Source organism: Pseudofrankia coriaricola (assembly GCF_001854805.1).
In the GTDB taxonomy this organism is placed as follows: Bacteria; Actinomycetota; Actinomycetes; order Frankiales; family Frankiaceae; genus Pseudofrankia.
The window spans coordinates 16,607-42,849 of the sequence record NZ_MBLO01000243.1; the positions used below are offsets into that span (position 1 = coordinate 16,607).

The window sequence follows — 26,243 nt, forward strand, 5'->3', positions numbered from 1 at the left end:
CGTCGCGTCAGCCCGGCGGATCACCTGGACAGCGCGCTAGCGGACCAGTGGTGACGCGGCCATCGCTCGTCCAGACCGCTGTGCGCCTACGTCCGGTTCCCAGCGCCACCCCGAGACGGAGCGCCTCCCAGGCAACTGATGGCAACCGATTGCCCTGGCATACGGACGTGTGACCTACTGCGCAGATGCCGTGACCGGACGGGCCGGGACTGGCCGTGCCGGCCTCGACGCGGACCGGGCACCCGCAGCCGTCCCGAGTCTCCATCTCGGAAGGACACCAATGCTGCGCCCCCAGGACAGTGCCACCCGCGAACGCCGACGCATCGAGGGACTCTGGCTGTTCCGCCTCGACCCCGAGACCCGCGGCCACGAGGACGGCTGGTGGCGCGGCCGGCTGGCCGAGGCGCGGGAGGTTCCGGTACCTGCCAGCTACAACGATGTGTTCGCCGACGCCGCAACGCACGACCATGTCGGTGACGCCTGGTATCAGACGACGGTGCGGGTGCCCCGCGGCTGGGCGGGGCAACGCGTGGCGCTGCGGTTCGACGCGGCCACCCATCGCGCCGTCGTCTGGGTCGACGACGTCGAGGTCGCCCGGCACGAAGGCGGCTACACCCCGTTCGAGGCCGACATCACCGAACTGGCACAGCCAGGCCACGAGATCCGGGTGACGGTGGTGGTCAGCAACGAGCTGACCTGGCAGTCGGTTCCACCGGGCGTCGTCCAGGACACCCCCACCGGCAGGCAACAGGTCTACTTCCACGACTTCTTCAACTACGCCGGCCTGCACCGGCCGGTCTGGCTGTACAGCACCCCGCGGGCCCACATCAGCGACGTCACCGTCGTGACGGGCCTCGCGGGCGCCGGCGGCACCGTCGACTACCGGGTCGACGTGACGGACGGCGACGCCCTGGCCGTCCGCGCCGTCCTGACGGATGCCGAAGGAACCGAGGTGGCCAGGGCCGCTGGGACAGCCGGCGTCCTCACCGTGGCCGACGTACACCCATGGCGACCCGGTGAGGGCTACCTGTACGACCTGCTCGTGGAGGTCATCGACGGCGCCGAGGTGGTCGACGCCTACGCGCTCCCCGTCGGCATACGCACCGTGGAGGTGCGGGAAACGAAGTTTTTGATCAACGGCGAATCGTTCTACTTCACCGGGTTCGGCCGGCACGAGGACCTGCCCGTCCGCGGCAAGGGCCACGACGACGTCTTCATGGTCCACGACTTCGCCCTGATGGAATGGACCGGCGCGAACTCCTTCCGCACCTCGCACTACCCCTATGCCGAGGAGGTTCTGGACTACGCCGACCGGCACGGCTTCGTCGTCATCGACGAGACCGCCGCGGTCGGCCAGAACACCGCCATCGCCAGCGGCATCGTCGGTGGCGGCCGCTCGTTCTCGACCTTCTCACCCGAGACCATCAACGACGCCAGCCGTGAGGTCCACGCCCAGGCAATCCGCGAACTCGTGGCCCGGGACAAGAACCATCCCAGCGTCGTGCTGTGGTGCGTCGCGAACGAGCCGGAGTCGACCACACCAGCCTCGGTGGAGTACTTCGAGCCGTTGTTCGCCCTGACCCGCAAGCTCGACCCCACCCGGCCGGTCGGCTTCGTGAACATGCTGCTCGCCACACCGGACAAGGACCTGCTCAGGCCCTTGACCGACGTCATCATGCTCAACCGCTACTGGGGCTGGTACCTCAACACCGGCGACCTGGCCGGGGCCGAGACCAACTGGCAGGCGGAACTCGAGGCCTGGGCCGCCCATGGCAAGCCCATCATCGTCACCGAGTACGGCGCCGACACCGTCTCCGGGCTGCACACCATGCCCGCGGCACCATGGAGCGAGGAATACCAGGTCGAGTACCTGGAGATGAACCACCGCGTCTTCGACCGGATCGACGCCGTCGTCGGCGAACACGTGTGGAACTTCGCCGACTTCGCCACCAAGCCCGGCATCATGCGGGTCGACGGCAACAAGAAGGGCGTCTTCACCCGCGACCGCCGGCCCAAGTCCGCCGCCTTCGCCCTCCGCCGCCGCTGGCGCCCGGCTGCCTGATGCGCGTGCTGGTCGTCGAGGACGACGCGCCGCTCGCCGACGCGGTCGCCCGTGGCCTGCGGCGGGAGAGATTTGCCGTGGACGTGGCGTACAACGGCGAGGAGGCGCTCGACAAGATTGGTGTCGTCGAGTACGAGATCGTCGTACTCGACCGCCATCTTCCCGGTGTGCATGGTGACACCGTGTGCGAAAAGATTGTGGGCGAGAGAGCAGCCACGCGCATCCTGATGCTGACGGCCTCGGACGACGTCTCCGAACGCGTCGAAGGGCTGATGCTGGGCGCCGATGACTATCTTCCGAAGCCGTTCGACATGCGCGAGCTGGTCGCCCGGCTTCGGGCGCTCGGCCGGCGTAGCCCACACGCCGCCGGACCCGTGTTGCAGTGGCGGGACGTCTCCCTCGACGCCGCCCGACGGACGGCCCAGCGCGGCGGTCGCGACCTGCGGCTGACGAACCGCGAGTTCGCGGTACTGGAGACGTTGATGCTCGCGGACGGGGCGTGCCTCAGTGCGGAGCAGCTGATGGAGCGGGTGTGGGACGAACGGCTGGACCCGTTCAGCAACGCGGTGCGGGTCACGATCCTGACCCTTCGCCGCAAACTCGGGGACCCGCCAATGATCGTGACCAACCCGGCGGTGGGATACCGCCTGGCATGAAGATCCGCACTCGTATCGCCCTGATGATTGCCTTGAGCCTGGTTGTCGCCGGGTCGTTCACGCTGGTGGTCAACACCTTTGCGTTCCGGAACGTACCGTATCCGTCGGTGTACTCGTTCCACAGCGCGCTGATGGCCGAGATGGGAGTCCGTCAGGAGACGGGCCTCAGCTACATCGAGGCTCATCCCGAACAGCTGTTCTCGACGAAGTTCGACGATACGCGGCTGCGGAACGGCAAGACCGTGGACGAGGTCGCCCGGGAGGTGCAACAACGTCGTCTCGACCAGGCTCTCGGCAACGCGCGCCGCTGGTCGTTCGTCGGGTTGCTGGTAGTGCTTGTCGGCGCGGTGGCCACCGCCTGGATGCTGTCGGGGAGCATTCTGCGACCTATCCGGAAGATGACCGACCGGGCCCGCTCGGCATCCGCGTCCGACCTCGGTGACCGGGTATCCATCGATGGCCCGGACGACGAGGTGAAAGAGCTCGCCGACACGTTCGACGCGATGCTCGACCGGCTGTCCCTGGCGTTCGTCGCCCAGCGCCGCTTCGCCGGACAGGTCGCTCACGAGCTGCGCACCCCGCTGGCCACGTCGCGGGCCGAACTCGCGATGCTGCTCGACGACACGGCCGACGCCGACGTCCAGCGGCGGCTGCGGACCGTCTCGGAGGCCGTGGACCGCAGCCAGCGGCTGGTGTCGCAGCTGCTCGTGCTGTCCCGGACCGACCTGAACGACCTGGAGAAGACGACGTTCCCGCTGGACGAGCTCGTCGGGAACGTGCTGGGCCGGGTCGTCGAGACGCCGTCGTTCACCCGGATCCGACTCGACGTCGACCTGCGGACCGCCGAGGTCGCCTGTGACCGGGCGCTACTGGAGAGCCTCGCGCGCAATCTGCTGGACAACAGCGCGCGGCACAACCGACCGGACGGCTGGGTCACCGTGACCGTCGCCCCGGGCGACGACGGCCGCACGGCGTCACTGTGCGTCGCCAACTCGGTTTCTGACCTGACCGACGACACGGAGTCCGTCCCGGGTAGGCCGGGAGTGGGGCTGTCCATCGTGCAGGCGGTCCTCCAGGCTCACGGCGGCACGATCAGGTGGAGCCGTCGGCCCGGCGAGGTGACCGCCCGCGTCGAGCTGCCCCTCGCCGTGAGCTGACGCCGCGCTCGGTGGCATCTCGCCGGATTCCCCTCAGTGATCCTGGGGACCACGGCCGCCGGGCGTGCGAAGGAAGATCATTTCCGCACGCCCTTTGGCCCTCTAGAAGGTGGCGGTGGGGCGGACGGCTCGTTGGACGTCGAGGAGGTCTCGTGCTTGTCGTTGGAGTCTGGTGCCGAACTCAAGGCGTTCGGACTGAAGGTCGCCTTCGAAATCAATCCCCGCACCGTTGAGACGGGAACCGGGTTTTGTCAGTCCATCCATGCCGACGGTCAGCGCCCGTGGCGCCTGGTCGGTGATGTCCATGCAGAGGTTCTCGTTGTTGGTAACGGTGACACCCCAGTGCACCATACGGGCGCCGAAATAGGGGCCGGCGTTCAGCGCGCCACCCGGAACCGCGTCCTTGTTGGTAACCGTGATGTTGGTCCGGAGGTTCTCGAAGGACATCGCCCGGTGTGAGTCGAAGGTGCCGGTGTGCAGTGTTCCGCGTCGCCAGACGTTGCCGCTGGAGAGCGCCTCGACGCTGAGTCCGTGCAGGTAGGAGCCCGGGACGGCGGGGATCGTGAAGTCCTCGAGGACGAAGTCCTGGATGAGGTTGTCGTGTGACGCCACACGGGAGATGGTGAAGTGGTGGAGTGATCGACCTCCCGCGGAGATCCCGGTGAGGGTGCAGGATTTCGCGGAGGTCATCCCGTAGGCCATGTCGGCGTTGAGCACGTGGATGTCCTTGGCCCAGCAGTCATAGACGGCCTGGAAACACACGCCGTTGGAGCCCGGATTCTGGTTGTGTTTGGTCTGGGTAAGCAGCGCGTTCTCGATGGTGAGGCCCTCGACGCCGCTGTCATGCACGGTCGGCCCGAGGGTCACCAGACGCGCCGGGGTTGACTGGCGGATAGAGATCCGTAGCGGCTGCTCGATCCGGACCGTCCGTGACGAGAGGACGTCCGTCACGACGACCGGCCAGGTCCAGGTCGTTCTGTTCAGCCCAGGAGCGCGTTTCGCCCAGTCATAGCTGGCCGCTCCGGGCACGTCTCCGGCGATCTCACGGAGTAGCTGGTTGTCGGCCGGATCGTCGACCTCAAGTACCACCATCTGCCCCGGCTTGACAGCGCTGGTGTCGTCGACGAGGAGTACCTGGGTGCCGCGGACGGCGGGCGCGACGTTGGCAAGCCGTGGGCCGGAGAGCCAGCCCTCACCACGGCCCTGGCTTTGGTCAGGTGACCGCAGCGCGGCGAGGCGCTCCCGGGCGAGGAAGAAGATCTGCCCGCCGGTCCAGGACCAGGCGGTGGTGTCCCGGATGGTGTCCCGAAGAGGCCGCTTGAAGAAAAGCGTGGTGCGGTTCTTGCCCGCTCCGGCGAGCACGACGTTCGAGTCGTGCATGAACAGCGGGTTGTCCAGGACATAGCGGCCGGCGTCGAGACTCAACACGCCTCCGCCCGCGGCCCCAAGGTCGCTCAGCGCCTTCTGGAGCCGCCCACTCACATCCTCCGACCCGCCCGGCCTGATCCCGACGGAACTTGCCGCCACGATGTGATCAGGCCTCCGCGGCTCCGCCGCGCCGCGACGGTAGCCGACCCGCCGCCAGTCACCGATGAGCGGATGCGACGACGGTTCCCTCGCCCAGGAGTCCACCACTTTTGTCAGCGACGCGGGCAGGCCCGGCACCCTGTCCTCCGCGTCGTTCCCCACCGCGCGCGCAGGCGTCGACTGGTCGAACCCGCGTGGCACCAGAAATCCGGCGGCGGTTGCCGCCGCGCCCAGCGAGACACCAGCCACCATGCCGCGCCGGCTGAACCGCCTCGGCGCCCCGCCGGCCGGAGAATCCGGCTCCTCCGCCAACGCTGGCGAATTGTCATGCTGCATTCTTGTATCCATTCCCATCGGCCGGCGCCCAGCAATGACGCTCGGTCTACGCCCGGGCACCCAGGACAGAAGGGACCCCCGCCGCACTGTGTCATGGGTTCCTCGCCGACCCGGTCGCGGCTTCGTCCAGAGGCCAGCGGGAACATATCGGGAAGCCGCGTAAGTAGAGCGTTAGCTGGACGCCGACCCGACGCGACGGCGACCACGGTGGTCGCCCACCCACTGGCGCGGCGACAACGCGGAGCCTCGGAGGTCTATTCGGAGTGGACGAGTTGTGGGGCGGGTAGGTCGACGTCGGGCATGCGTGGGTCAGAATCGGGGGGGATGACATCGGCAGTAGTCATCAGCCAGTGCAGCAGCGCCTGGCTCAGGCGGCGTTCCACCTCGGAGTGTTCTGGGCGTCCGGCGAGGTTGTGTCGCTCGTCGGGGTCGGTGACTCGGTGGTAGAGCTCCGGGGGTTCGTACAGCCGCCATACGTAGGTCCATTCCCGGTCACGTACCGCGGTGGCCTTGCCGACCAGGTCGGGCTGGCGGTGTTGCAGTGCCGTCTTCAGGTCGTAAGGAAAGACCGAGTGCTCCAGTTGGGATTCCTCCTCGATGGTGAAGCCCCCCTCCGTGAACGCGTACTCGCGGTGTTCGGAGCCGGGGTCGTGCAGGACGGGCACCAGGCTGCGCCCGAAGTGCCGGTGCGGCGCGGGGATGCCGGCCAGGTCGAGCACGGTGGGCAGGACGTCGACGAGTTCCACCATGCCGTCGTGGACCTGGCCCTCGGGCAGCCCGCCGCCGGCGATGACGAGGGGATCGCGGGTGATGCAGGGATGCATCGCCGAGGGCCATTTCTCGATCAGCCCGAAGTCCCCGAGGTACTCGCCATGGTCGGCGAAGAACATCGTGACCGTGTTGTCGGCCTGCCCGGTCCGCTCGACAGCGGACAGGACCCGCCCGAGATGGTCGTCCATACGCGAGACCATGGCGTAGTAGGTGGCGATCACCTCGCGCCACATCTCCGATGTCACCCGTTCCAGCCCGTGCAGGTCGCGGAGCGCCGGAACGTACCGGGGTTCGGTGTCGCCCGGCGGAATCGGGTCGGGCATCGCGTCGCGGTCATACATCGAGAACCACGGCTCGGGCGCGCGGAAGGGGCAGTGCGGGGCGATGACGGGCACGAACAGCACCCACGGTTTGTCCGGAGGCGCGGCCAGCCTCTGCTCGGCGGTGCGGATCGAGGCTTCGTCCTGGTCGAGGTTGCCCGCCGTCCGGCCGAAGTAGAACAGGCGCGCCCACAGATCCCCGCCGGGCCAGGTCGCCAACTCGGGCCGGTAAGCGCTGACAGGGGGCGGTTCGGTGTACCCGTACTCGTGCACGCTGGTCTCGGTCACCCCCGGGGCGAACGTGTCGCCGCGGCGACCGGCCCAGGTGACGTGATATCCGGCGTCCTTCAGGATGCGCAGCAGGTTCGGCTCGTGCCCCCGCAGCAGGTGGTTCTGGCTGCGATGGCCCGAGGTATGTGGATACCAGCCGATCAGGAACGAGGCACGGCTAGGAACGCACACCGGATGCTGCACGTAGGCGTTGGTGAACCGGGTACCCCGGGCCGCCAGCGCGTCGAAGTTCGGAGTGCGGACGTGCCGGTTACCGAATGCGCCGAGCGCGTCCGCGCGGAGCTGATCGGGGATGAAAATCACAAAATTCGGACGGGTATCCACCATGAATACGCTCCTCGTGCGTGAACAAGCGTGAGTGGGGTCGAAGCTCGCCGGTAACACGTGTCACCAGTTATAGTGACACGTGTTACCCGCCCGAGGGAAGTCCGTGTCGCCGGGCAGGGCAGGTCCCGGCCGTCCGCACGACCGTAGGAGGACCGCATGAGCGCCGTGTCGCGGCCGACCAGTACCGACGTGGCCCGCCGGGCGGGAGTGTCGCGGGCGACGGTGTCTCATGTCCTCAACGGCACCGACCACCCGATCAGCGAGGCGACCCGGCAACGGGTCCTGGCCGCGGCGCGGGACCTGCACTACGCGCCGAACGCGTCGGCGCGGGCGCTGCGGGCGGGCCGAAGCAATATTGTGCTGCTGCCCATGCCGCGGTCCGGGTCGCTGCCCGGCCAGGACGTGTTTCTGGCCCATCTGGGCCGCGAGTTGGCCGGGATGGGCCTGGACCTGCTGCTGCATGGCGACCACACCGCCTCCGGGGTGGAGGGCGCCCGTATGTGGGCAGAGCTGCGCCCCGCCGCCGTCTTTCTCGACACGTCACGGGGGACCCAGCCGGCTGTCGCGCTGCTACGGCAGGCAGGCGTGCAGGCGGTCCTGCTCAGCGGCGTCCCGGCCGGACCGTACGCCCCGAGCGTGCCGATCGACCCGTCCGCGGTGGCCCGCGTCGCTACCCGGCATCTACTGAGTCAGGGGCATCGTCGGCTGTCCTGTCTGGTGCCCGGGGGCGAATGGGCGGCCCTGGCCGAACGGCGCTTCGAGGCGGTCGTGGAGGCCGCGCAGATTGAGAACGCCCTCGTCGAACGCGTGGACTGCAGCCTCGCGGTCAGCTCCATAGCCCCGGCCGTCGCCCGCTGGCGCAACCCGGCCCACCGGCCCGACGCCGTCTACGCCTACAACGACGAGTTCGCCCTTATGCTCATCTACGCCCTGCGCGAGGCTGGCCTCGACGTCCCGAGGGACATCGCGGTGGTCGGATCCGGCAACCAGCCATTGGGGGCCATCCTTCGCCCCACGTTGACCACCACCCATTTCCTCGTGCCGGACCTCGCCCATGCCGTCGCCTCCTCCCTCCGACGGCTGCTTGACGGCCGCGAGCTCGATCCCGCCCTGGCGGCAGCGGTGCAGCCACGACTGATCGTCCGAGAGTCCGCCTGACATGGCCGGGAGCTCCGTGGGAATGGCGAACGGTAGCCCATGGGGTCGAATGACACCGATGATCCGGGCCTCGTCACGGTAGCCCGCCGGACGCCGGTGAGGGCATGGATGTGTTATCCGCGGTCGCCACGGCAGCTTTTCACGAATGGTCCTCCGTTCGAGGGCGAACTTCCCGCGCGGCCTCGAACTCGGAATGGTGGCCGCGGGCGCGGGCGAGTACGCGTGTGAGCCATCGCTCGCGGGCCGCGAGAGTGTCAACGGTAAGTAGGGCGTTGGGCGCGTAGCCCTCGTAACCGTGGAATCCGCCGGACCAGACATGAAGCTCGGCGTCGCCTCCACACGCCCAGATCGTGGAGGTGAAGGCAACAGCCTCGTCGCGGAACAGGTCGACGGAGCCGACGTCGATGAACGTTGGCGGGAGCCCCGACAGATCGGTCGCCCTGCCGGGCGCCGCATAGGCGGAGACGTCGTCGGTGCCGGCACGGTCCCCCAGCAACATGCGCCATCCGGTCTCGTTGCTGGTCCGGCTCCACGACAGCACGCCGGTCATGTGAGCCGAGGCCGTCTGCATCCGGTCGTCGAGCATCGGGGACAGGAGAAGCATTCCGGCGAGGGTAGGGCCGCCATCGTCGCGTACGCGTAGGGCTGTACCTGCGGCGAGGCCTCCGCCGGCGCTGCCGCCGGCGAGGATGAGCGCGGCCGGATCGATCCCCAGCTCGGCGGCGTGATCCGCGGTCCAGAGAAGCGCGGCGTAACAGTCGTCGACGGGCGTGGGGTCGGGGGCTTCAGGAGGCATCCGGTATTCGACCGACACGACGACGCTGCTGGACGCCACCGCGAGCCGCAAGGCCGACTCCGCCCCGAAACGATGGCCGGCCACCATTCCGCCGCCATGCAGCCAGACGATTCCAGGGCCAGTTCCGGGATGATTCCGCGGCGTGAAAACCGAGACGATGATCTCTGCATCCGGCCCCGGGACTGAACGCTCCTCCTCAGAGACAGGGAATTCTTTGAGCACCGTCTCACGGGTCGGCAGCTTGTATGCGCGGGCCAGCGGGACTATCTCTTCGGTGATCTCAGGGACAACTCCGCCGAACTGCGTGTCGATGAGGAACCGCCAGGTCGCAGCGCATTCCTCGTCCATGGGCGGCGCCGGAGAATCAAATTTCCCCATCTTGCCCTCGCATTCCCGACTGTTGATGGCACGCGTGGGGCACTCGACCGCCTAACCGGAGCAGGCTCCGTTTTCGCCTTCCACGGAGCGGCATCACCAACGCGCCGGCCCACTTTCGCCGCGACGTCACTAAAACGATCTTGCGTCTTCGGGTGCAAAACTACCACCACGGCGCTAGCGCGCGCAAGTCAGGAACCCGAGGAAGCTACGGCCGTGGCGTTCGTAGCGGATGGTCAGGCGGCGGTAGCCGCCGAGCCACACGGTCGTCCTCTCGATCTTCTACCTGTGCCGGCCGAGACGGTCGGCGCGCTCCACGCCGCGCCGGGCGATGCGTGGGGTGATGCGTTGTCGGCGTAGGTAGCGGCGTAGGTCCGGGAAGTCGTACGCCCTTGTCGGCCCGCAGCTAACGATGGCCTGATCCGACAGGACAGCCGTGTCGCTGCGGGCTGCCCGCGAGCGAGCGCTCGACCCAGCGTGCACCTGTGTCGATCCTGCCTTGACGCGGGCCGCTCCGTGGCCTCGACCCGTTTCCTACGACATTCCCGTGCCGTTCGTCGGTCGGATCAGCGGCTGGCTCGTGGATTTCTGGCCGCATCGGGGGCGGCGGTCAGGTTTTGGGTTGCTGCCCAGCTGGTGAGGAGGCGCAGGGCGTCGGCGTTGGGCGAGCCGATGTCGGCGTGGAAGGCGATGAGGGTCAGGCCGGGGTCGGCGGGCAGGTCGAGGACCTCGAAGTTCAGGTGAAGGTCACCGATGGCGGGGTGGTGGAGGTGTTTGCGTCCGGTGCGGTGGAGGCGAACGTCGTGGGTTGCCCAGCGGACGCGGAAGGCGTCGCTGCGGGTGCCGAGTTCCCCGACGAGGTCGATGAGGTCTCTGTCGTGCGGGTCGCGGCCGGCTTCGGTGCGCAGGGTGCTGACGCTGTCGTCGGCGGCGCGGTCCCAGTCGAGCCAGAAGTCGCGGGCGTGGGGGTCGAGGAAGGTGAACCGGGCGTGGTTGACGGGCTGGCCGGCCGGGCGGACAGGGCTGGTGTAGACGGGCGCGAACAGCGCCCGGCCCAAGGCGTTGGCGGCCACGGTGTCTAGGCGGGCGTTGTTCACGATCGCGGGGATCTCGGTCATGAGGTCCAGCAGGCGTTGGATGCTGGGCCGGACCTGCTGGGTCGCGGGCCGGCGGCGGGTGCGGGCGGCGGGGCCGGCAGCACGCGCGAGGTCGAGCAGGTGAGCGCGCTCGGCGTCGTCGAGTTGCAGGGCTCGGGCCACGGCGTCGAGCACGCTGTCGGAGGCGCCCGCGAGGTTGCCGCGTTCGAGCTGGGCGTAGTACTCGACGCTGACGCCCGCCAGGTCGGCGACCTCGCTGCGCCGCAGTCCCGGGACCCGCCGGCCGCGGCCGTGGCTGGTCAGCCCGGCCTGCTCGGGGGTGATCTTCGCGCGGCGGGACGTGAGGAACGCCTTGACCTCGCCCTGGTTACCCACCGGTCCAGGCTAGGCACGAACTCGCAGGCGAGGGGTGGGCTGTCAGTACACCTGCCAGCGGTGACTTCTTCGCACGCCCGCGATCGGGTTGCATCAGTGTCGCCACCCGAGGAGCGGGCCGCGACGGACCTCGGGCGGCCACGGGAGACCAGGTCTGACCTGGAAACGGGACCGGGACCGGGAACAGCTGGCCAGGTCCCGAACGACACCGGAAGGACGAACCTGATGAAGAACGCCCACCTCGGGACCCTGGAGGTCTCCCGCATCGGCCTTGGCGCGATGACCATGGCCGGCACTTACACCTCCGAGGGTGCCCTAGATAACGACGAGTCGATCCGCACCATCCACCGCGGGTTCGATCTCGGCGTGACGCACATCGACACCGCGGAGATCTACGGACCGTTCCTCAGCGAGGAGATCGTCGGGCAGGCGATCAAGAATCGCCGCGACCAGGTGAAGATCGCCACGAAGTTCGGCCTGTTCTCGCACACGGGCGGTGGCCCTGGTGTCGTCGACAGCAGTGCGGCGAATGTGAAGGCCGCTATCGAGGGATCGTTGCGGCGTCTGGGCACCGACCACATCGACCTCTACTACCAGCATCGAGTGGACCAGAGCACGCCGATCGAGGAGACCGCGCAGGCGGTCGCCGACCTGATCGCGCAAGGCAAGGTGCTGCATTTCGGGCTCTCCGAGGCGTCCGCGACGACGATCCGGCGCGCTCACGCTGTGCAGCCGGTGTCGGCGCTGCAGACGGAGTACTCACTGTGGACCCGCGACGTGGAAGCGGAGATCCTGCCGCTGCTGCGCGAGCTCGGGATCGGATTCGTGCCGTACTCGCCGCTCGGCCACGGGCTGCTGACCGGGCAGATCCGCTCCGTCGACGACTTCGCCGACGACGACTGGCGCAAGACCAACCCGCGCTTCACCGGCGAGAACTTCCAGCGCAACCTGGCCATCGTCGACACCGTCACGGCGATCGGCGCGGAGATCGGCGCGACCCCGGCGCAGACCGCCCTTGCCTGGCTCCTCACCCGCGGCGACGACATCGCACCCATACCCGGCACCCGCCGCGTCGCCCGCGTCGAGGAGAACACCGCCGCCGACGGCATCGAACTCACCGCAGACCAGATCGAACGGCTGAACACCCTCGACCCTGCCGCCGGGGAGCGCCACGACGAAGCCAACATGACCACGATCGACCGCTGACCCGCCGCACGCGACAAGGAGAACAGCATGGGCAGTCACGGGGGATGACGCGTGCGCCCGGTAGGAAGCGGTTCAGCCCGTCTGGTCGCGTTGGCTGGTGGGGCTGCCGGCCTGCTCCCACCGCGCGACTAGCGTCGCCAACGCAGAGACTGCTTCCTGTCGTTCCGTCTTCGGTCGGCCCCGTCCGCCGAGCGCGAAGGACGACGGTCATCCCGCGCGCTCGGCTACCTCGTCTCCGATTAGGTCCGCAAGCAGAGCAGTGACTGCGTCTGACCAGGCCGACCGAGACCGAGCCGGGTCCGCGTCCTACGGCGCCGCTGGGTCGGCCTGACCATCGAGCGCGAAATGGGTGTCGGTGCGCAGCTGGGTGACCAAGCCGCGGGCGGTGCCGGTGGCGACGGCTGGACATCACGGCCATGGAAACAGCGACTGACCGCATGCGGCGCGTCGAGGACGAGCACGAGATGGCGCGGTGCGATATCGCGTTCCACGACGCCGTCTTCGCCGCCGCCCACCACCGGCGCCTGCGGGAGGCCTGGGAGGGGATCCGGTCCCAGGTCCACCTGTTCCTGCTGACCCGGATCGCCCAGGGCTCCGAGGACTACCTCGCACACATCCCGGACGAACACCGCGAACTCGCCGCCGCCCTGCGCCCTGCGACCGAACCGGACAGCGGCTGGGCGCCTCGCGCCGCAGCCGGCTGCCGGTTCTCACCAACCTGGTCGGGTAGCCGCCAAGGCTGCGAACATCGCCGGCGGGGTCGTCAGGGACGCAGCACGATCTTCCCGCGGGTGTGCCGGCGCTCCAGTTCCCGATACGCGTCGCGCACCTCGGCCAGCGGGAAGACCTTCGCGATCGGGATTTCAACGACGCCCTTGTCGATCAGAGCGGCGACTTCCGCGAGCACCTCGGCCGTTCCCGCGGCGGCGTTACCATCCGTCTTGACGGCGTACCTCTCCGCCGCCGCGAAGTCGATGACTGTGTCGATCCGTTCCGGACGCACCCCGAGGTCGATCGCGAGGTCGACGTAGCCACCGCCGAAGGCGTCGAGGAACGCGTCAACCCGGCCGCCCGAGGCGTCCCGGATTCGGTCCGAGACCCCGTCGCCGTATACGACCGGGATCACGCCGTGGCCGGCGAGCCAGTCATGGTTGGCCGGGCCGGCCAGGCCGATGACGGTAGCGCCGGCGGCAGTGGCCAGTTGTACGGCGATGGAGCCGACCCCGCCCGCCGCGGCCGACACCACGAGCGTGTCGCCGGGCGCGAGGGATACCGCCCGGACGGCCGCGTACGCCGTCGTCCCGGCCACGTAGAGGGAACCGGCCGCCTCCCAGGGGACACCGGACGGGCGAGGCGTGAGGTTCCCCTGCTCGACAAGGACGAACTGGGCGTGGCTGGCACGGTTGTCGGTGAACCCGATCACCTCATCGCCGGCCATGACCCGCGTCACGCCCGGGCCGACTTCCGCCACGATCCCGGCGAGGTCGCTGCCCTGACCCGAGGGGAACATCGCCGGCCAGCGCTGCGCGAAGGCGCCCGCACGGATGGCCGCCTCGCCTGGGTTGATCGCCGCCGTTTTCACCTCGACCAGGACCTGACCGGACCCGGGACCGGCCGGGGTACCTACACCGCGCCACCCGGCACCGGCGACATCGACCACCTCGAACTGCTGCGAGTCGTGGGCTCCGAGCAGTTCGTACCGGATCGGTAGACCTCCCCTCGCGCAGCCAGAAGGATCAGAAGGCGTTGACGAGGACGACGCAGACGGCAGTGCCGATCCCGACGCTCAGGATCGCGCGCTCCGCGGCCACCATTCGTCATGCTTGCTGGGCGCAGTCGTTCGGGCCCGGGATACCCATCGCCGCGTCCCACCAGGTGGGGTAGACAGGTGCCAGCGCGCTGGCCGCGTGCAGGGCCGCGAGCTCGTCGGCGTCGAGCTCGAGCGTGCCGGCGGCAAGGTTGTCGTCAAGCTGCTCCAGCGTGCTCGCGCCGACGATGACCGAGGTGATGCCCGGTTGCGCCAACACCCAGGCCAGTGCGACCTGCGCCATGGACACGCCACGAGACGCGGCGACCTTGCCGACCGCGTCGAGAGCGCGTGCGCCGAGGCCGGGGGCGACGGGAGGGAACGTATGTGCACTTAGGCGCCCGCCGTCCCCGCCGTCGCGGTAGCGCCCGGTGAGGTACCCGCCCGCCAGCGGGCTCCACACGATGACCCCGACGTTGTCGGCGCGGCACTGCGGGATGAGGTCATGTTCGGCCTCGCGCCCGACGAGCGAGTAGTAGAGCTGGGCGGCGCTGAACGGTGTGCGGCCCAGGGCTCGCTGGTTGGCCACGGCCGCGGCGGTCTCCCAGGCCCGGAAGTTGCTGGTGCCGACAGCGCGGACCAGCCCGCGTGCCACGAGGTCGTCGAGCGCGCGGAGAGTCTCCTCGATGGGCGTCGTGCGGTCAGGGCGATGGAGCTGGTAGAGGTCGATCCAGTCGGTGCCGAGCCGGCGGAGACTGGCCTCGCACGACGCGACCACGGCGTCGTACGCCAACGCCCCTGGTTCGAGGGAACCGAAGCCGACCTTGGTGGCGATCAGCACGTCGTCACGCCGGTGTCGAACACAGGCGCCCAGGATCTCTTCCGACTGGCCGGAGGCGTAGACGTCGGCGGTGTCGACCAGGTTGACACCCGCGTCGAGCGCCCGATCGACCATCGCGCGAGCGTTCCGTTCGTCGACCTTCGTGATCGGCGGCATCCCCGAGCCGAAGGTCATCGCACCGAGCGACAGCTTCGAGACGTCGAGCCCACCCGTGCCAAGGCGTCGGCGTTCCATCGTCTTGTCCTCCCAGGTTCGCGTGGTGGAAACGCGGCATCAGTTGCTTGAGTAGTCCGGAACTCGGCCGTGGTGATGTTCCCGGGATGGCCGGCGGCGGGGACAGAGGCGGGGTGTGGTTCAGCGGCGGCGGTTGGCTGCGTCGAGGGCGGGGTTGACGGCGTGGGAGTCGCCGGCCTTGACCGTGCGACCGGGGGCGACGATGTCGTCAATCCGGTCGAGGACCTCGGCGGACAGCACGCGGTCTCCGCAGGGTAGCTGTGCCTCGAGCTGCTCGATGGTGCGCGGACCGATCAGCGCGCTGGTTACGCCGGGGTGGCTGGTCGCGAAGGCGATCGACATCTCGACGAGTGACATCCCGTGTTCGCCGGCGAGGGTGTGGAGCATTTCCGCGGCCTCGCGCTTGAGCGTGTCGTCGCGGTCGGTGGGGATCGGGCGGCCGGCTCTGAGCTTGTCGCGGTGCGACTGCTCCGCCTCGACGCCGGGCCGGTACTTGCCTGACAGGAATCCGCTCGCCAGCGGGCTCCAGGTCAACACGCCCATGCTGTATTTCTGCGCCGTGGGCAGCACGTCGGCCTCGATGCCGCGTACGAGGATCGAGTACGGCGGCTGCTCGGTGACGAAACGCGCCAGCGCGCGCCGCTCGGACACCCACTGCGCCTCGACCATCTCCGCGGCGGAGAACGTCGACGAGCCGATGTAGAGAATCTTTCCCGCGCGCTGCAGGTCGGTCAGCGCCGACAGCGACTCCTCGATGTCGGTGGCCGGATCCGGACGGTGCATCTGATAGAGATCGATGTGGTCGGTACCCAGACGGCGCAGGCTGTCCTCGACGGCCCTGACGATCCAACGGCGCGACCCGCCCTGCTTGTTCGGTCCGCCGTGCTTGTTCGTCTCGCCCAGCTTGGTGATATCTCCCAGCGGCAGGCGGAACTTGGTGGCCAGTACCACGTCGTCGCGGTCGACGCCCTTGAGCGCCTTGCCGACAAGCTCCTCGGAGACACCGGCGGAGTAGGCGTCGGCGGTGTCGATGATGTTGATGCCCGCGTCCAGGGCGCGGCGGACCATGCCGGTGGTCTCGGCCTCGGCGGTGTTCCCGAACGCTCCGAAGTTCATGGTCCCGAGCCCGAGCGCGCTGACCTGAACGCCGGTGCGACCGAGGGTCCTGAACTGCATGGGGAGCCTGCCTTCGACCAGAGGGACACACCTCGGATGACTGACACTGAGACCCTACATGACACTCAGTGTCAGTTTGAATGGGGATCCGCTAACCTGGCCGTATGAAGGCGAACCCGGCGACCCCCCGGCCGTCGCTGCGCGAACGGCAGCGCGCCACCGTCCGCGCCGAGATCACCGCCGCGGCCATGGAGTTGTTCCTGGCCAACGGATTCGACGAGACCACCGCGGACCAGATCGCCGAGAAGGCCGGCGTCTCCCGCAGCAGCTTCTTCCGCCACTTCCCCACCAAGGAGGACGTCGTCCTCGGAAGCTTCGTGACCGCCGGCGAACGCGTCCGCGACGCACTCCAGGCTCGCCCGCCCCAGGAGTCCGCCTGGGAAGCCCTGGGTCACGCGGCCGCCCTCCTCCTGAGCAGCTTCGTCGACCACCCCGAACGCAGCCTGCGCGCTAGTGCCATGCTCACCCACACCCCGTCGCTGCGCGCACGACGCATCGAGAAGCAGCTCCTCTGGCAGGAACTACTCATTCCCGACGTGCGCGCACGCCTCGACCACGGCCACGACACCACCCCTGACGCCCGCGCCCGCGCTCTCGTCACCGCCGTCCTCGGCTGCGCCGACGCCGCCATCCACGAATGGGCCCGCTCCGACGGCAACGCCGACATCCACAGCCTGTACGCCAACGCCCTCGCCACGGTTCACACCGCCACGCGGTGACAACCGCCTGCCTCCAACGACGGGACTGTTCCATAGACGGATTCGTGGCCGCGACGACTTCTTATGCGAGCGCTGTTCGCTTTTCGGTCGATGGTCGCCTGCCGCTGGGCGTCGCGGCCGGCGGGACATCTCCGAGCGGATCGAGGAGATCCTCGCCAGCGAGGTGACGCCGTAGCTCTCGCCATCGACGCCGGGCCGATTTTCGCCTACGTCGGTGCTCGCTGGGGTGCGAGGGGGCGGTCGGGCGGGCGGTTACAGGCGGGTTGGCCGTGGCGCCGTCTGCTCCGGTCGGCGGATGCGGATCGGCACTGTCGCGGCTTCGGTGCCGTCCCGTGCGGCGGCCGCCTGGTCGGACGGTCCGCCGACCAGCGGCTGCGTCCAGGCGAGGTCCGGCACGCCCCGGCGCCGGCGGGGGCCGAGCAGGTGGAGGAGTGCGGGCAGCAGCGTCGCGCGCAGTACAAACGCGTCGATGGCGACGCCGGCGGCGAGGCCGCATCCAGTCACTTTCATCAGGCGCGCCGGCTGTGCGGCGACCGCGGCGAAGAGGAACAGCATCACCAGGTTCATCGTGAGCATGACGTGGCCGACGTCCGCATGGCCGAGCCGGACGGGCCCGGAGGCGTTGCGGCGACGAGCCTGTCGGCCCAGTCCGGGGGCGGCGGCAGGCTCCATGAGCCGGGCGAGCAGGCCGAGGTTCAGCCCCGGGAGCAGACCGAACACGGCGACCAGGACGATCACCAGCAGCGACGGTTCGACCGGCCCGGTCGCCAGTCCCAGCACCCGGGTGACCAGGCCGGTCTGGAACAGCAGCGCAAGGACACCGGCCGCGGCGAGCACCGCGAGGGCGCTGGTGAGTGCCAGGGCGGTCGCGATCGTCACCGACCGCAGCATCAGGAGCCCACAGCCCAACATCGCCAGCAGGACCACCGCGAGGAACCCGGTCGTCGCACCGTGGAAGTTCGCCGCCATGTCGGCGAACAGGGCGGTGGAACCACCGACATAGGCCCGCGAACCGGTGCCGGCCAGCACGGGTGGGAGGACCTGGTCACGTAGCCGGTGCAGCAGGGCGGTGGCGTCCGGCGAGCGTGGGCCGGCCGTCGGGAAGACCCGGATCACGGCGACTCCCGCCTGCGCGTTGTTCAGGTTCACCGCCGCCCGCGCGACCCCGGGAGCCTTGGCGAGCGCAGCCACCACGGCGTCCGGGGACACCGCCGCCGGCGCGTGGCCGAGGTCGACGGCGACGAGCATCGGCCCGTTCAACCCGGGAAAGAAATCGGTGCTCAACAGGTCGTAGGCCCGCCGGGTGGTCGACGACGTCGACTCGGCGCCGTCGTCGGCACCACCAAGCTTGAGGGTCAACGCCGGCGCGGCGAGCGCCAACAGCAGGAAGCCCGCCGCACAGGCGGCGACCAGCGGACGGCGATGCACCCAGCCAGCCCACCTCGCCCGCAGCCCCGGCGGCTGGTTCAGGCCACGGCCGCTGGTCGTCAGGTGCTGGCGTTCCGTCCAGCCGAGCAGCCGCGGCCCGCAGATCGCCAGCAGCGCCGGAAGCAAGGTCAGGATCACCAGACCAGTCGCCGTCCCGGCAGCGGCCGAGCCCAGCGCGACCCCGTTGAAGAAGGGCAGGCCCAGCGCCACGACGCCATCCATCGCCAGGGTGACGCAGAAACCGCCGCACGCGATGGCGAACCCGGTCTGCGCGGCGGCCCGCGTCACCGCCTCGAGCGCGCCGCCCCCCTCCCGCAGGCCGGACTGGGCCCGGTGCACGACGACGACCGCACCGCCCAGGCTGGTCCCGGCCGCGACCACGGCCGCGAGCAGCGGCGCGTACACCGTCATCGTCGTCGCGTGGGAGAGCAGCACGGCGATCGCCAGCGCGGTCACGGTCGCCACCGCGGTGGTCACGGCACAGACGGCGACCGCGCCGCGAGAACGGAGGGTGGCCCCGAGCAGCAGCAGGGCGGCCGCGAGGGCGATGAGGATCGGCCACCAGGAGATGGCGGTGGCGTTGACCGCGGCCGCATCCGGGCCGGCGATCTCGACCTGCAGGTTGGGCCCGTCATAGGACCGCACCGCGGCGACGAGGCGCTGGGCGGTGGCCCGGTCAGGGTGCAGCGCCGAGCCCTTCACGATCACCGAGACGACCGCGGTGTGCCGGTTCGCGCTCACCGGGTCGACGCCGAGGACGACCGCGCCGCCCGGCGAGAACGGGTCGACGACGCCGGCGACCTTCGGCACCTTGCCGAGCTGCGCCAGCATCGCGGCAATCTGCGCCCGCACCAGCGGGTCGTCGACCGTTCCATGGCGGGCGTGCAGCACCACCGTCTCGGTGTCCGGAAGATCCGTCCCGCCCAAAGCCCGGCCGGCGAGGTCGAGGGCACGCGCGGAGTCACTGCCCGGGACGGCGACATCGGTGTCGAAGCGGGCGCCCTGTGCGCGTGCGAGGAGAACGAGCGTCACCAGGCAGACGGCCCACAGGCCGACGACGACCCAGCGGTGACGGGCGCACAGCGCGGCGAGAAGCGTTCGCCCGGCGGAGGTGTAGCTGCGATTTCGCCTCATTCGCGACAAACTAACCCCAATGGTTGGCGTCGAACCAGGGTTTCGGACTCCGAGCGTGGCCGCATTCGCACGATGTGTCGGCCCGTGCCCACCAAGGGGCACGCCAGATGAGCGGCGGGTGCTCGCGGCCGGCGCGAGGCACGGCACTCCCTCGTCCGGCCGGCTTCGCGGACGCCTCGATCAGAATCCTGCGCGCGGTGCGGAGGGTTCGCTTCGTGCCGTTGCCGGGCCCGTCTGACCCGGTCCTGCGGGCCGCGGGCCTGGGAGGGACGTCGTAGGAGGGAAGCCGGCGAGACTCCGGCACTGCCCGCGGCGGTCAAAGGGACAGACCGTCGTCACGACGCGCTGGGCAGGTCTGGCCGCTCGGGTCGGCGAGGCGGGGCCGCCAGGCCTGTCTGGTAGGCGATGACGACGAGCTGGGCCCGGTCGCGGGCGTGGAGTTTGGCCATGGCCCGATGGACGTGGGTGCGGGCGGTGAGTGGGCTGATGACGAGGCGGGCGGCGATCTCGTCGTTGGAGTAGCCCTCGGCGACGAGTGCTACTACCTCTCGTTCGCGGGTGGTCAGGACGCTCAGCGTGTCGGAGGTCGCGCGGGTCATGGTGGGTTCGGGCACGGCGAGGAAGCGGGTGATCAGCGCGCGGGTGGCGGTTGGTGAGAGCAGGGCGTCGCCGGCGGCCACCAGCCGGATCGCGGAGAGGAGCTCCTCGGCCCCGACGTCCTTGCCGAGGAATCCGCTGGCGCCTGCTCGCAGTGCGTGGGCGACGTACTCGTCGAGCTCGAAGGTGGTGAGGATGAGGATCCGCGTGGTGGCCAGGTCCGGGTCGGCGCAGATGGTGGCGGTCGCGGTCAGGCCGTCGGTCCCGGGCATCCGGATGTCCATGACGACGACCTCCGGGTGGTGTTGACGGGTGCGGGTGGTCGCCTCTCCGCCGTCGGCGGCCTCAGCGACGACGGTCATGTCCTCCTGGGAGTCGATCAGCATCCGGAAGGTCGCCCGCAGTAGAGCCTGGTCGTCGGCGAGTAGCACGCGGATCGTCATCGGTACCTGCCTTCGTGGCGGAGGTGGGCTGCAGCGGGAGCCAGATGGCGACCTGGAAGCCGCCGTCGGGCCGGGGACCGGCGGTCAGCTCGCCGCCGACCGAGCGGGCGCGTTCGCGCATGCCGATGAGGCCGAATCCGCCGGTCGCCCGGCCGCCGGCCGCCTGTCCGTGGCCGCTCGCGGTACCCGCCTCCTTCTCATCCACGCCGGCCGCTGTGGAGTGGGGCCGGCCCGTCGCGCCGCCATGGTCGGTGACGGTCATGGTGAGCATGTCGCGGAAGTAGGTGATCTGTACGTGCGCGGTGTCGGTGGCCGCGTGTTTTGCCACGTTGGTCAATGCCTCTTGGGCGACGCGGAACGCGGTCAGGTCCACCCCGGGGGACAGCGGCCGCGGGTCCCCGGCCACGTCGACGGTGACCGCGAGACCAGCCTCGGCGAACGCGGCGGTCAGGTCGGGTAGCCGGCCCAGCCCGGGGGCTGGTTCCAGCGGCGCGTTCGGGCTGTCGTCGGCCCGGAGCAGGCCGACGGTGGCCTTGAGGTCCCGAAGCGCCGCCGAGGTGGTCGCGGCGAGGCCGGCCAGGATCTCCCTGGTCTGCTCGGGCCGGGTCACGGCGAGGTGGGCGGCAGTACTGGCCTGGGCGTTGGCCAGGGTCATGTGGTGGGCGACGACGTCATGCAGTTCGCGGGCGATCCGGGTGCGCTCGTCGATCACACGTCGGCGGGCCTCCTGCTCCCGGGTGTGCTCGGCGTGCTCGGCACGGGCCCGCTCGGCGGCCAGGTAGGCGCGGCGTAGCCGCGCGGTGTTGCCAAGCGCGGCGGGGAGCATCAGCCAGGCGATCGGGCCGATGGTCTTCAACACCAGCGGGTAACTGGCTGGATCACCGATCAGTGCGGCCGTCACGACCAGGGTGGCGGTGGCGCCGGTGAACACGATCGCGGTCGTCCGGTCGGTGTGGTCGGCCAGCCAGTAGAGCGCGGCCATGGCCGGGGCGATCAGCAGCATGCTAAGGAGGTAGCCGTGCAGCGCTATGCCGGCGGCGCAGATGGCGGCTACCGTCACGACCGTGCGTGGCCGGCGTTCGTGCCACAGCAGAGTGACGCAAGAGATCGCGGCGAGTATCACCGCCGGCCAGGCGGAGTCCGGGCGGGTGGCGTTGCCGGGAGCGATGCGGCTACCAGGCCCGGCCGCGGCGAACATCAGCAGTGCGACCACGGCGGTGGTCGCCCCGCGGTGGTCGCTCGCGAACCGTCGCCAGACCGTCGCTATGATCAGGAGTTCCCGTCGGGTGCTGTAACCGTGCCGCCCACGGTACGTGTTCGCCGGCCGGTGCAGCACGGCGTTGCCGGGATGGCCGGCCGGGCGGGGGCTCCTCATCGGACCGAGGCGGACTCGGCGGAAGCGGGACCAACGGCGACGGCGGCCGGCGGCGGCGGCGCGGGCTGGTCGCCTGCCGCCTGGTGCGCGATCTCCGGCCGGTGCAGCGCCCGCCCCGCCGGGGCTACGAAGGCGATCCGAGCAAACGCCCCGTTCGCCGTCGTCCCCGGAAAGCGCTCGTCCAGGAGATCAAACGCCTTCTCGGACTCGGTACCGGGAATGGAGAACGCTTCGTCGGGAGCCGGCGGTGCTTTCGCCGCGGCGAAGGCAAGAGCGGCGAGGGCTGCCACCCACAGCACGACGACATACCGTCGCCGCCGATAGGCAAGTCGGCCCAGCCGATACAGGACACTCGCCACGAGCGGTCTCCGTCTCTATCTCGGGTTCCGTTCCAGGCTGCCCTGCCGACCCCTGCCCGGTCGTCGTCCCTGCGCCGACATTTCCGCGTACGACGAGCGCAGTACGTGCCGCCTGGCCGCGTCGGCCCGCAGGAGCCTCGCCGGCTCACGATCAGCCAGTCCAGCCAGTCACCCCAGCGCACCGCTCGCTACCCACCCGATTGGCTGGTTGGGCCCGCCGGGCCTCAGTTCCGCTCCGCCTAGCCGCCGCGCCACGACGCCACCGCGGAGTACCACGGAATACGTAGGGGGAATGTCGGCGTGCGCACGACGACAAGCCGAAGGACTCCGGACAGGATGACGAAAAGGCGAAACCGACGCTGGCGCATGACAACCCGCGCCGCCGGAATTCCGTGCGCCGTCGGACCGCTTCTAGCGCGGACAGGAGCGTGGAGAACGTGGATAGCAGGCTAGCCAGTCCCGGCAACACCGTACCCAAATGGCCCGAGACCGATACCGCGCCGCCAGTGTGGACCGAGGGCTCCGTCCCGCCGCGGCCCGAGATGCTCGGGCAGGCCAGGGTCAGGCCGGAGCCGAAGATCGCCGAACCAGCCGATCCCCGAAAGCACCCGACGCAGCCCTCGATGACCGACCCGGTCGGCGGGCCGCCGCCCCGTCGCCACCGGTGCCGCCGCCGGTGGCGACGCGTTCTGCTCGTCCTCCTGGTCGGCCAGCTGGTATCGAGGCGCGCCGCGCTGCCCGCCGCGACGACCTGATGACGGCCCTCGCGCGTCGGGGGCCGCGTGAGGTACGGCCTCTCGCCTCGCTGTCAGCCGTCGGGTGGACGAATCCTCCGGCCAGCACATCACCGTCGGCAACGCCGTCGGCGGTTCGTGCTCAGCCATGCGGAAGGCATTTCGTCGGGGCCCGGTCGCCCCGAAGCGCCCGCGGCCGGGCGCGACCTATGGGCGGGCATGAGTGGGACTATTCCGTCCGGCCGTCGCCGTAATCCCCCTCGGGGTCTCACCGCCGAGCCAAGGTGCACATCGACGGCGGACACATCGAGGTCAGGCCTTGGCATCGGACCAGCGGTCGACGACGGCGATGTCGACGACGAAGCGGACCGGGCTGCCGGCGGCCCAGTAGGCGGCGGTCGCCGCGAGCGCGTGCCGGGTCGCGGCGACGGCCCGGTCGGCGTGCTCGGCGGGGACGTGCAGGAGCAGCTCGTCGTGCAGGCAGAGCACGATCTCACCGCCGAGCGGCACCAGAGCCTGGCGGACTGTCACCGCCCAGGCCTTGAACAGCTCGGCGGCGGCACCCTGGACGACGGCGTTACGCGCGAACCGGCCCCAGGCCGCGCTCGCCCGGCCAAGGTCCAGGTCCACGGCCGGGTTTGCGGTTGCGGCCGGGTTTGCGGTTGCGGCCGCGTCCGCGGTGATGGCGCGCAGCGGGATCCGCCGGCCACCGAACGTCCGCAGCGCGCCCTCGGCCGCCTCGCCCGCTCGGGGAGCGGGCACGTCCGGCGAGGCCCGCTCCGGAGATGCCGGACCGTTCCGGTCCGGGACGGGCGGGGGCGACGGATGTCCGGCCGCCGTCCCGGCAGGTGAGGCTGTGTCAAGCGGACGGCCGAGGGCGGCGGCGCGGCCGGCGGCGTCGGCCGCGTCGAGATAGGCCAGCGCCACCGGGTAGGTCTCGCGCATCTGGCGCAGCGCCTGTCCGGCGGCACCGGTCGTCTGGCCGTACATCGCGGCGAGCACCGCGATCTTCGCGGTCGGCCGGTCGACCGCGAGCCGGGCCGCGACCGGGGCGTACAGGTCGTCCTGCGCCGTGGCCTTCGTGAGCTCCGGGTCGCTGGAGACGACGGCCAGCACCCGCGGCTCGATCTGGCCGAGGTCGGCGCGCACGAACCGGTACCCAGGCTCGGCGACCACCAGGACCCGCAGGTCGGCGGGCAGGTTGTGCAGCCCGGCGGCGGCGGTCATCCGCCCGGCGGCGCCGTCGCTGCCGTGCCACTCGCCGCGCAGCCGGCCGTCGGCGCCGACGTGGGTGTCCAGCCAGCGGAAGCCGTAGGTCGTCGCGATCCGCTCGGCCTTGCGCCAGGCCAGCAGCGCGTCGACCACCGGATGCGTCCCGCGCAGCGGCGTCAGCCGGCCCGCCCTGGTGTCCGGCACGTCGATCCCGAGCGCCGCCAGGCCCGCCCGGATCGACGCGGGGTTGCGCAGGTCGACCGACGCGCCCAGATGCCGCAGCACTGGGGCGTCTCGTTCCCGTCTCGACGCCGCCTCGCCGGCCGCGTCCCGCGACCGCGGCCCGACGATCTCGCGGATCGTCGACTCGGCCGTCGCGCGGTCGACGGGCAGGCCGTCACGCCACAGCTCGTGGGCGAGCAGCTCGGCGGCCGACTCGGCCCGCGCCGTCAGCACCGCGAGCGGAATCCGGGCCGGCCGTGCCCGCGGGTCGGGCAGAGCCCGCAGCGCCTGTTCCTGCGCGGCCATCACGACCAGCGCGAGCCGGGCGAACCGCCCCGCCCTGACCAGCCGCTCACCCAACCCGCCCGTAGCAGTGCCGCGCAGCGTCTCCTCGACCCAGCCGGTCCGCAGCTGCCCGTCTGGCCCGACCGGATCGTCCGCGTCGCCGGCCTCCGGGCCGTCCGCGTGGTCGTCGACGACGGCGAGCAGGTCGAGCTGCCCGTCGCGGCGCGGCCGGTGCGGCGGCGGCGGGAGCGGGAGGCCGCGAGCGGCCGCCCACACCGCTCCCGGATCGTCCCGATGCCCGCCGCGCAGCACCCGGTGCACCGCCGCCAGATCCCAGCACAGCGCCGGCCCGCCACCGCCGGTGGCCACGGTCAGGGGCGATCCCTTCCCCCGCGTCGACCACCACACCCAGCGGGGCCCGACCGCGCCCTCCACCTCCGCCAGCACTCCGCCGGCCTCGGCCGCCTCGGCCCACCCGCCGCCGTCCCACGCCAATGCCGTCCCGACTCCGGCGACCGCGACCACGGCCACCGCGCCACCGCGCCCCACCCCGGCCGCGCGCAGCGCCTCCACCGCGCGCACGGCGCCACCCGATGCCGTCGCACCGGGGGGACGCGCTGCCGAGGCCACACCCGCATGCTGCCGCACACCACCGACAAACCGCCCCCGCCCCCGCCGGCGGCCGCCCGGCGGCACGCGACCGGCTGATCACCGCCCCGCGTTGTCGCCGTCGCGAATGGGGCTAAACCAAGGCCGTGACAACACGCCCGCGACGGTCATGAGCGATCGCCGGCTGGAAGTAGTGGTCCATCACCGACAGCCAGCCCACCCCGGCCGCCTCCGCCGCGGCACCGACGTCGGCGAGCCGCGGCCCAAGCCCCGCGGCCCCATCCGGATGATCGAACGAGATGATATGTGTTCCCAACCGCATGTCAGCCTCCCGCCGGAGCATAGGGACAGTTGGGTTGTCGCGCCGTCCAACCACCGCCGATACCATCAAGCGAACCCCAGCGGTTGCTCCCATCGTCGCGCAGCGGCTGGATTCCTCCGTCGGTGCCCGTATCGTCGGCCCACATCTGGCCTTTCGCTGGGCCGCTGACCACGAGCGCCTCCCACGACGAACAGCCGCAATGACAGAGGTACAGCAGCCCAGCTTCCGGCTGGTCGGAGTCGTACTGCTTCAACCAGGCGTCCTCAGCCGCGCTGGCGGATCGCGCGGTGCAGGAAGGCCCGGTTCTGTTCGGCGGCGATCCGCGCACCGGGGTTGAGCTCCAACGCCCTTT

21 protein-coding genes and 1 pseudogene are annotated in these 26,243 nt (G+C 70.5%); 8 read left to right on the forward strand and 14 right to left on the reverse strand.

Going from position 1 to position 26,243, the window contains the following annotated elements:
• The first annotated feature begins 280 nt into the window (after positions 1 to 280).
• Genes uidA through BCD48_RS33420 form a run of 3 tightly spaced genes read left to right on the forward strand, consistent with a single transcriptional unit; the run spans position 281 to position 3,875 of the window.
• Positions 281 to 2,062: a beta-glucuronidase gene (gene uidA, locus BCD48_RS33410; protein ID WP_071052381.1), complete on the forward strand. Its 1,782-nt coding sequence runs from the start codon at positions 281 to 283 to the stop codon at positions 2,060 to 2,062.
• A complete protein-coding gene (locus BCD48_RS33415; RefSeq protein ID WP_071052382.1) occupies positions 2,062 to 2,718 on the forward strand; it encodes a response regulator transcription factor in 657 nt (218 codons plus the stop codon). Before uidA ends, BCD48_RS33415 begins: the two co-directional genes overlap by 1 nt.
• Positions 2,715 to 3,875, forward strand: coding sequence for a sensor histidine kinase (locus BCD48_RS33420; protein WP_071052383.1), 1,161 nt, complete (start codon positions 2,715 to 2,717; stop codon positions 3,873 to 3,875). The genes BCD48_RS33415 and BCD48_RS33420 overlap by 4 nt, the downstream gene beginning before the upstream one ends.
• A gap of 102 nt (positions 3,876 to 3,977) precedes the next feature.
• On the opposite strand, the gene BCD48_RS33425 is transcribed toward BCD48_RS33420, so the two are convergent.
• Complete coding sequence (locus BCD48_RS33425) at positions 3,978 to 5,738, reverse strand: glycoside hydrolase family protein (RefSeq protein ID WP_131804148.1); 1,761 nt, start codon at positions 5,736 to 5,738, stop codon at positions 3,978 to 3,980.
• 254 nt (positions 5,739 to 5,992) lie between these two features.
• Positions 5,993 to 7,447, reverse strand: coding sequence for a sulfatase family protein (locus tag BCD48_RS33430; RefSeq protein WP_071052385.1), 1,455 nt, complete (start codon positions 7,445 to 7,447; stop codon positions 5,993 to 5,995).
• A 156-nt stretch (positions 7,448 to 7,603) separates the two neighbouring features.
• Between BCD48_RS33430 and BCD48_RS33435 the strand changes: the two genes are divergently transcribed.
• The gene (locus BCD48_RS33435; protein ID WP_071052386.1) at positions 7,604 to 8,605 is read left to right on the forward strand and encodes a LacI family DNA-binding transcriptional regulator; all 1,002 of its coding nucleotides are present in this window, start codon (positions 7,604 to 7,606) and stop codon (positions 8,603 to 8,605) included.
• 139 nt (positions 8,606 to 8,744) lie between these two features.
• Here BCD48_RS33435 and BCD48_RS33440 read toward each other — a convergent pair whose 3' ends face one another.
• Together BCD48_RS33440 and BCD48_RS33450 are read right to left on the reverse strand one after the other, a co-directional pair.
• A complete protein-coding gene (locus BCD48_RS33440) occupies positions 8,745 to 9,779 on the reverse strand; it encodes an alpha/beta hydrolase (protein WP_071052387.1) in 1,035 nt (344 codons plus the stop codon).
• A gap of 563 nt (positions 9,780 to 10,342) precedes the next feature.
• Entirely contained in the window at positions 10,343 to 11,248 is a 906-nt protein-coding gene (locus BCD48_RS33450; RefSeq protein WP_071052388.1) for a helix-turn-helix domain-containing protein, read from the reverse strand.
• Positions 11,249 to 11,473: 225 nt separating this feature from the next.
• Between BCD48_RS33450 and BCD48_RS33455 the strand changes: the two genes are divergently transcribed.
• Positions 11,474 to 12,454, forward strand: a complete 981-nt coding sequence (locus tag BCD48_RS33455; protein WP_071052389.1) for an aldo/keto reductase — start codon at positions 11,474 to 11,476, stop codon at positions 12,452 to 12,454.
• A gap of 437 nt (positions 12,455 to 12,891) precedes the next feature.
• A pseudogene (locus tag BCD48_RS56025) lies at positions 12,892 to 13,047 on the forward strand (FCD domain-containing protein); the annotation flags it as partial.
• A 170-nt stretch (positions 13,048 to 13,217) separates the two neighbouring features.
• Here the strand turns inward: BCD48_RS56025 and BCD48_RS33460 are convergent.
• From BCD48_RS33460 to BCD48_RS33470, 3 genes are all read right to left on the reverse strand, one after another.
• A complete protein-coding gene (locus tag BCD48_RS33460) occupies positions 13,218 to 14,114 on the reverse strand; it encodes an NADP-dependent oxidoreductase (RefSeq protein WP_071052390.1) in 897 nt (298 codons plus the stop codon).
• Between the two features lie 157 nt (positions 14,115 to 14,271).
• Positions 14,272 to 15,276 (reverse strand): aldo/keto reductase, encoded by a 1,005-nt coding sequence (locus BCD48_RS33465; protein ID WP_071052391.1) that lies wholly within the window; start codon positions 15,274 to 15,276, stop codon positions 14,272 to 14,274.
• 120 nt (positions 15,277 to 15,396) lie between these two features.
• The gene (locus BCD48_RS33470; protein ID WP_071052392.1) at positions 15,397 to 16,452 is read right to left on the reverse strand and encodes an aldo/keto reductase; all 1,056 of its coding nucleotides are present in this window, start codon (positions 16,450 to 16,452) and stop codon (positions 15,397 to 15,399) included.
• A 104-nt stretch (positions 16,453 to 16,556) separates the two neighbouring features.
• On the opposite strand from BCD48_RS33470, the gene BCD48_RS33475 reads away from it, so the two are divergent.
• Positions 16,557 to 17,171 carry a TetR family transcriptional regulator gene (locus tag BCD48_RS33475; protein WP_071052393.1) on the forward strand — a complete coding sequence of 205 codons (615 nt, stop codon included), beginning with the start codon at positions 16,557 to 16,559 and terminating at the stop codon, positions 17,169 to 17,171.
• A 252-nt stretch (positions 17,172 to 17,423) separates the two neighbouring features.
• On the opposite strand, the gene BCD48_RS33480 is transcribed toward BCD48_RS33475, so the two are convergent.
• The 4 genes from BCD48_RS33480 to BCD48_RS33495 form a co-directional block, all read right to left on the reverse strand.
• Entirely contained in the window at positions 17,424 to 19,733 is a 2,310-nt protein-coding gene (locus BCD48_RS33480; RefSeq protein WP_071052394.1) for an MMPL family transporter, read from the reverse strand.
• A gap of 335 nt (positions 19,734 to 20,068) precedes the next feature.
• Positions 20,069 to 20,773, reverse strand: coding sequence for a response regulator transcription factor (locus BCD48_RS33485; RefSeq protein ID WP_071052395.1), 705 nt, complete (start codon positions 20,771 to 20,773; stop codon positions 20,069 to 20,071).
• A complete protein-coding gene (locus BCD48_RS33490; protein ID WP_083419587.1) occupies positions 20,676 to 22,148 on the reverse strand; it encodes a sensor histidine kinase in 1,473 nt (490 codons plus the stop codon). Before BCD48_RS33490 ends, BCD48_RS33485 begins: the two co-directional genes overlap by 98 nt.
• A complete protein-coding gene (locus BCD48_RS33495; protein WP_071052396.1) occupies positions 22,145 to 22,507 on the reverse strand; it encodes a hypothetical protein in 363 nt (120 codons plus the stop codon). Before BCD48_RS33495 ends, BCD48_RS33490 begins: the two co-directional genes overlap by 4 nt.
• A 428-nt stretch (positions 22,508 to 22,935) precedes the next feature.
• Here BCD48_RS33495 and BCD48_RS33500 point away from each other — a divergent pair, with 428 nt between their 5' ends.
• Positions 22,936 to 23,262, forward strand: a complete 327-nt coding sequence (locus tag BCD48_RS33500) for a hypothetical protein (protein ID WP_131804149.1) — start codon at positions 22,936 to 22,938, stop codon at positions 23,260 to 23,262.
• Between the two features lie 291 nt (positions 23,263 to 23,553).
• Here the strand turns inward: BCD48_RS33500 and BCD48_RS33505 are convergent, their stop codons facing one another.
• The 3 genes from BCD48_RS33505 to BCD48_RS50870 all read right to left on the reverse strand — a co-directional run bounded on the left by BCD48_RS33505 (position 23,554) and on the right by BCD48_RS50870 (position 26,144).
• Positions 23,554 to 25,542 (reverse strand): DNA polymerase, encoded by a 1,989-nt coding sequence (locus tag BCD48_RS33505; RefSeq protein ID WP_241842193.1) that lies wholly within the window; start codon positions 25,540 to 25,542, stop codon positions 23,554 to 23,556.
• A gap of 160 nt (positions 25,543 to 25,702) precedes the next feature.
• Positions 25,703 to 25,891 carry a hypothetical protein gene (locus tag BCD48_RS33510; protein ID WP_198543497.1) on the reverse strand — a complete coding sequence of 63 codons (189 nt, stop codon included), beginning with the start codon at positions 25,889 to 25,891 and terminating at the stop codon, positions 25,703 to 25,705.
• 1 nt (position 25,892) lies between these two features.
• The gene (locus tag BCD48_RS50870) at positions 25,893 to 26,144 is read right to left on the reverse strand and encodes a hypothetical protein (protein ID WP_131804150.1); all 252 of its coding nucleotides are present in this window, start codon (positions 26,142 to 26,144) and stop codon (positions 25,893 to 25,895) included.
• Between the last annotated feature and the right edge of the window lie 99 nt (positions 26,145 to 26,243).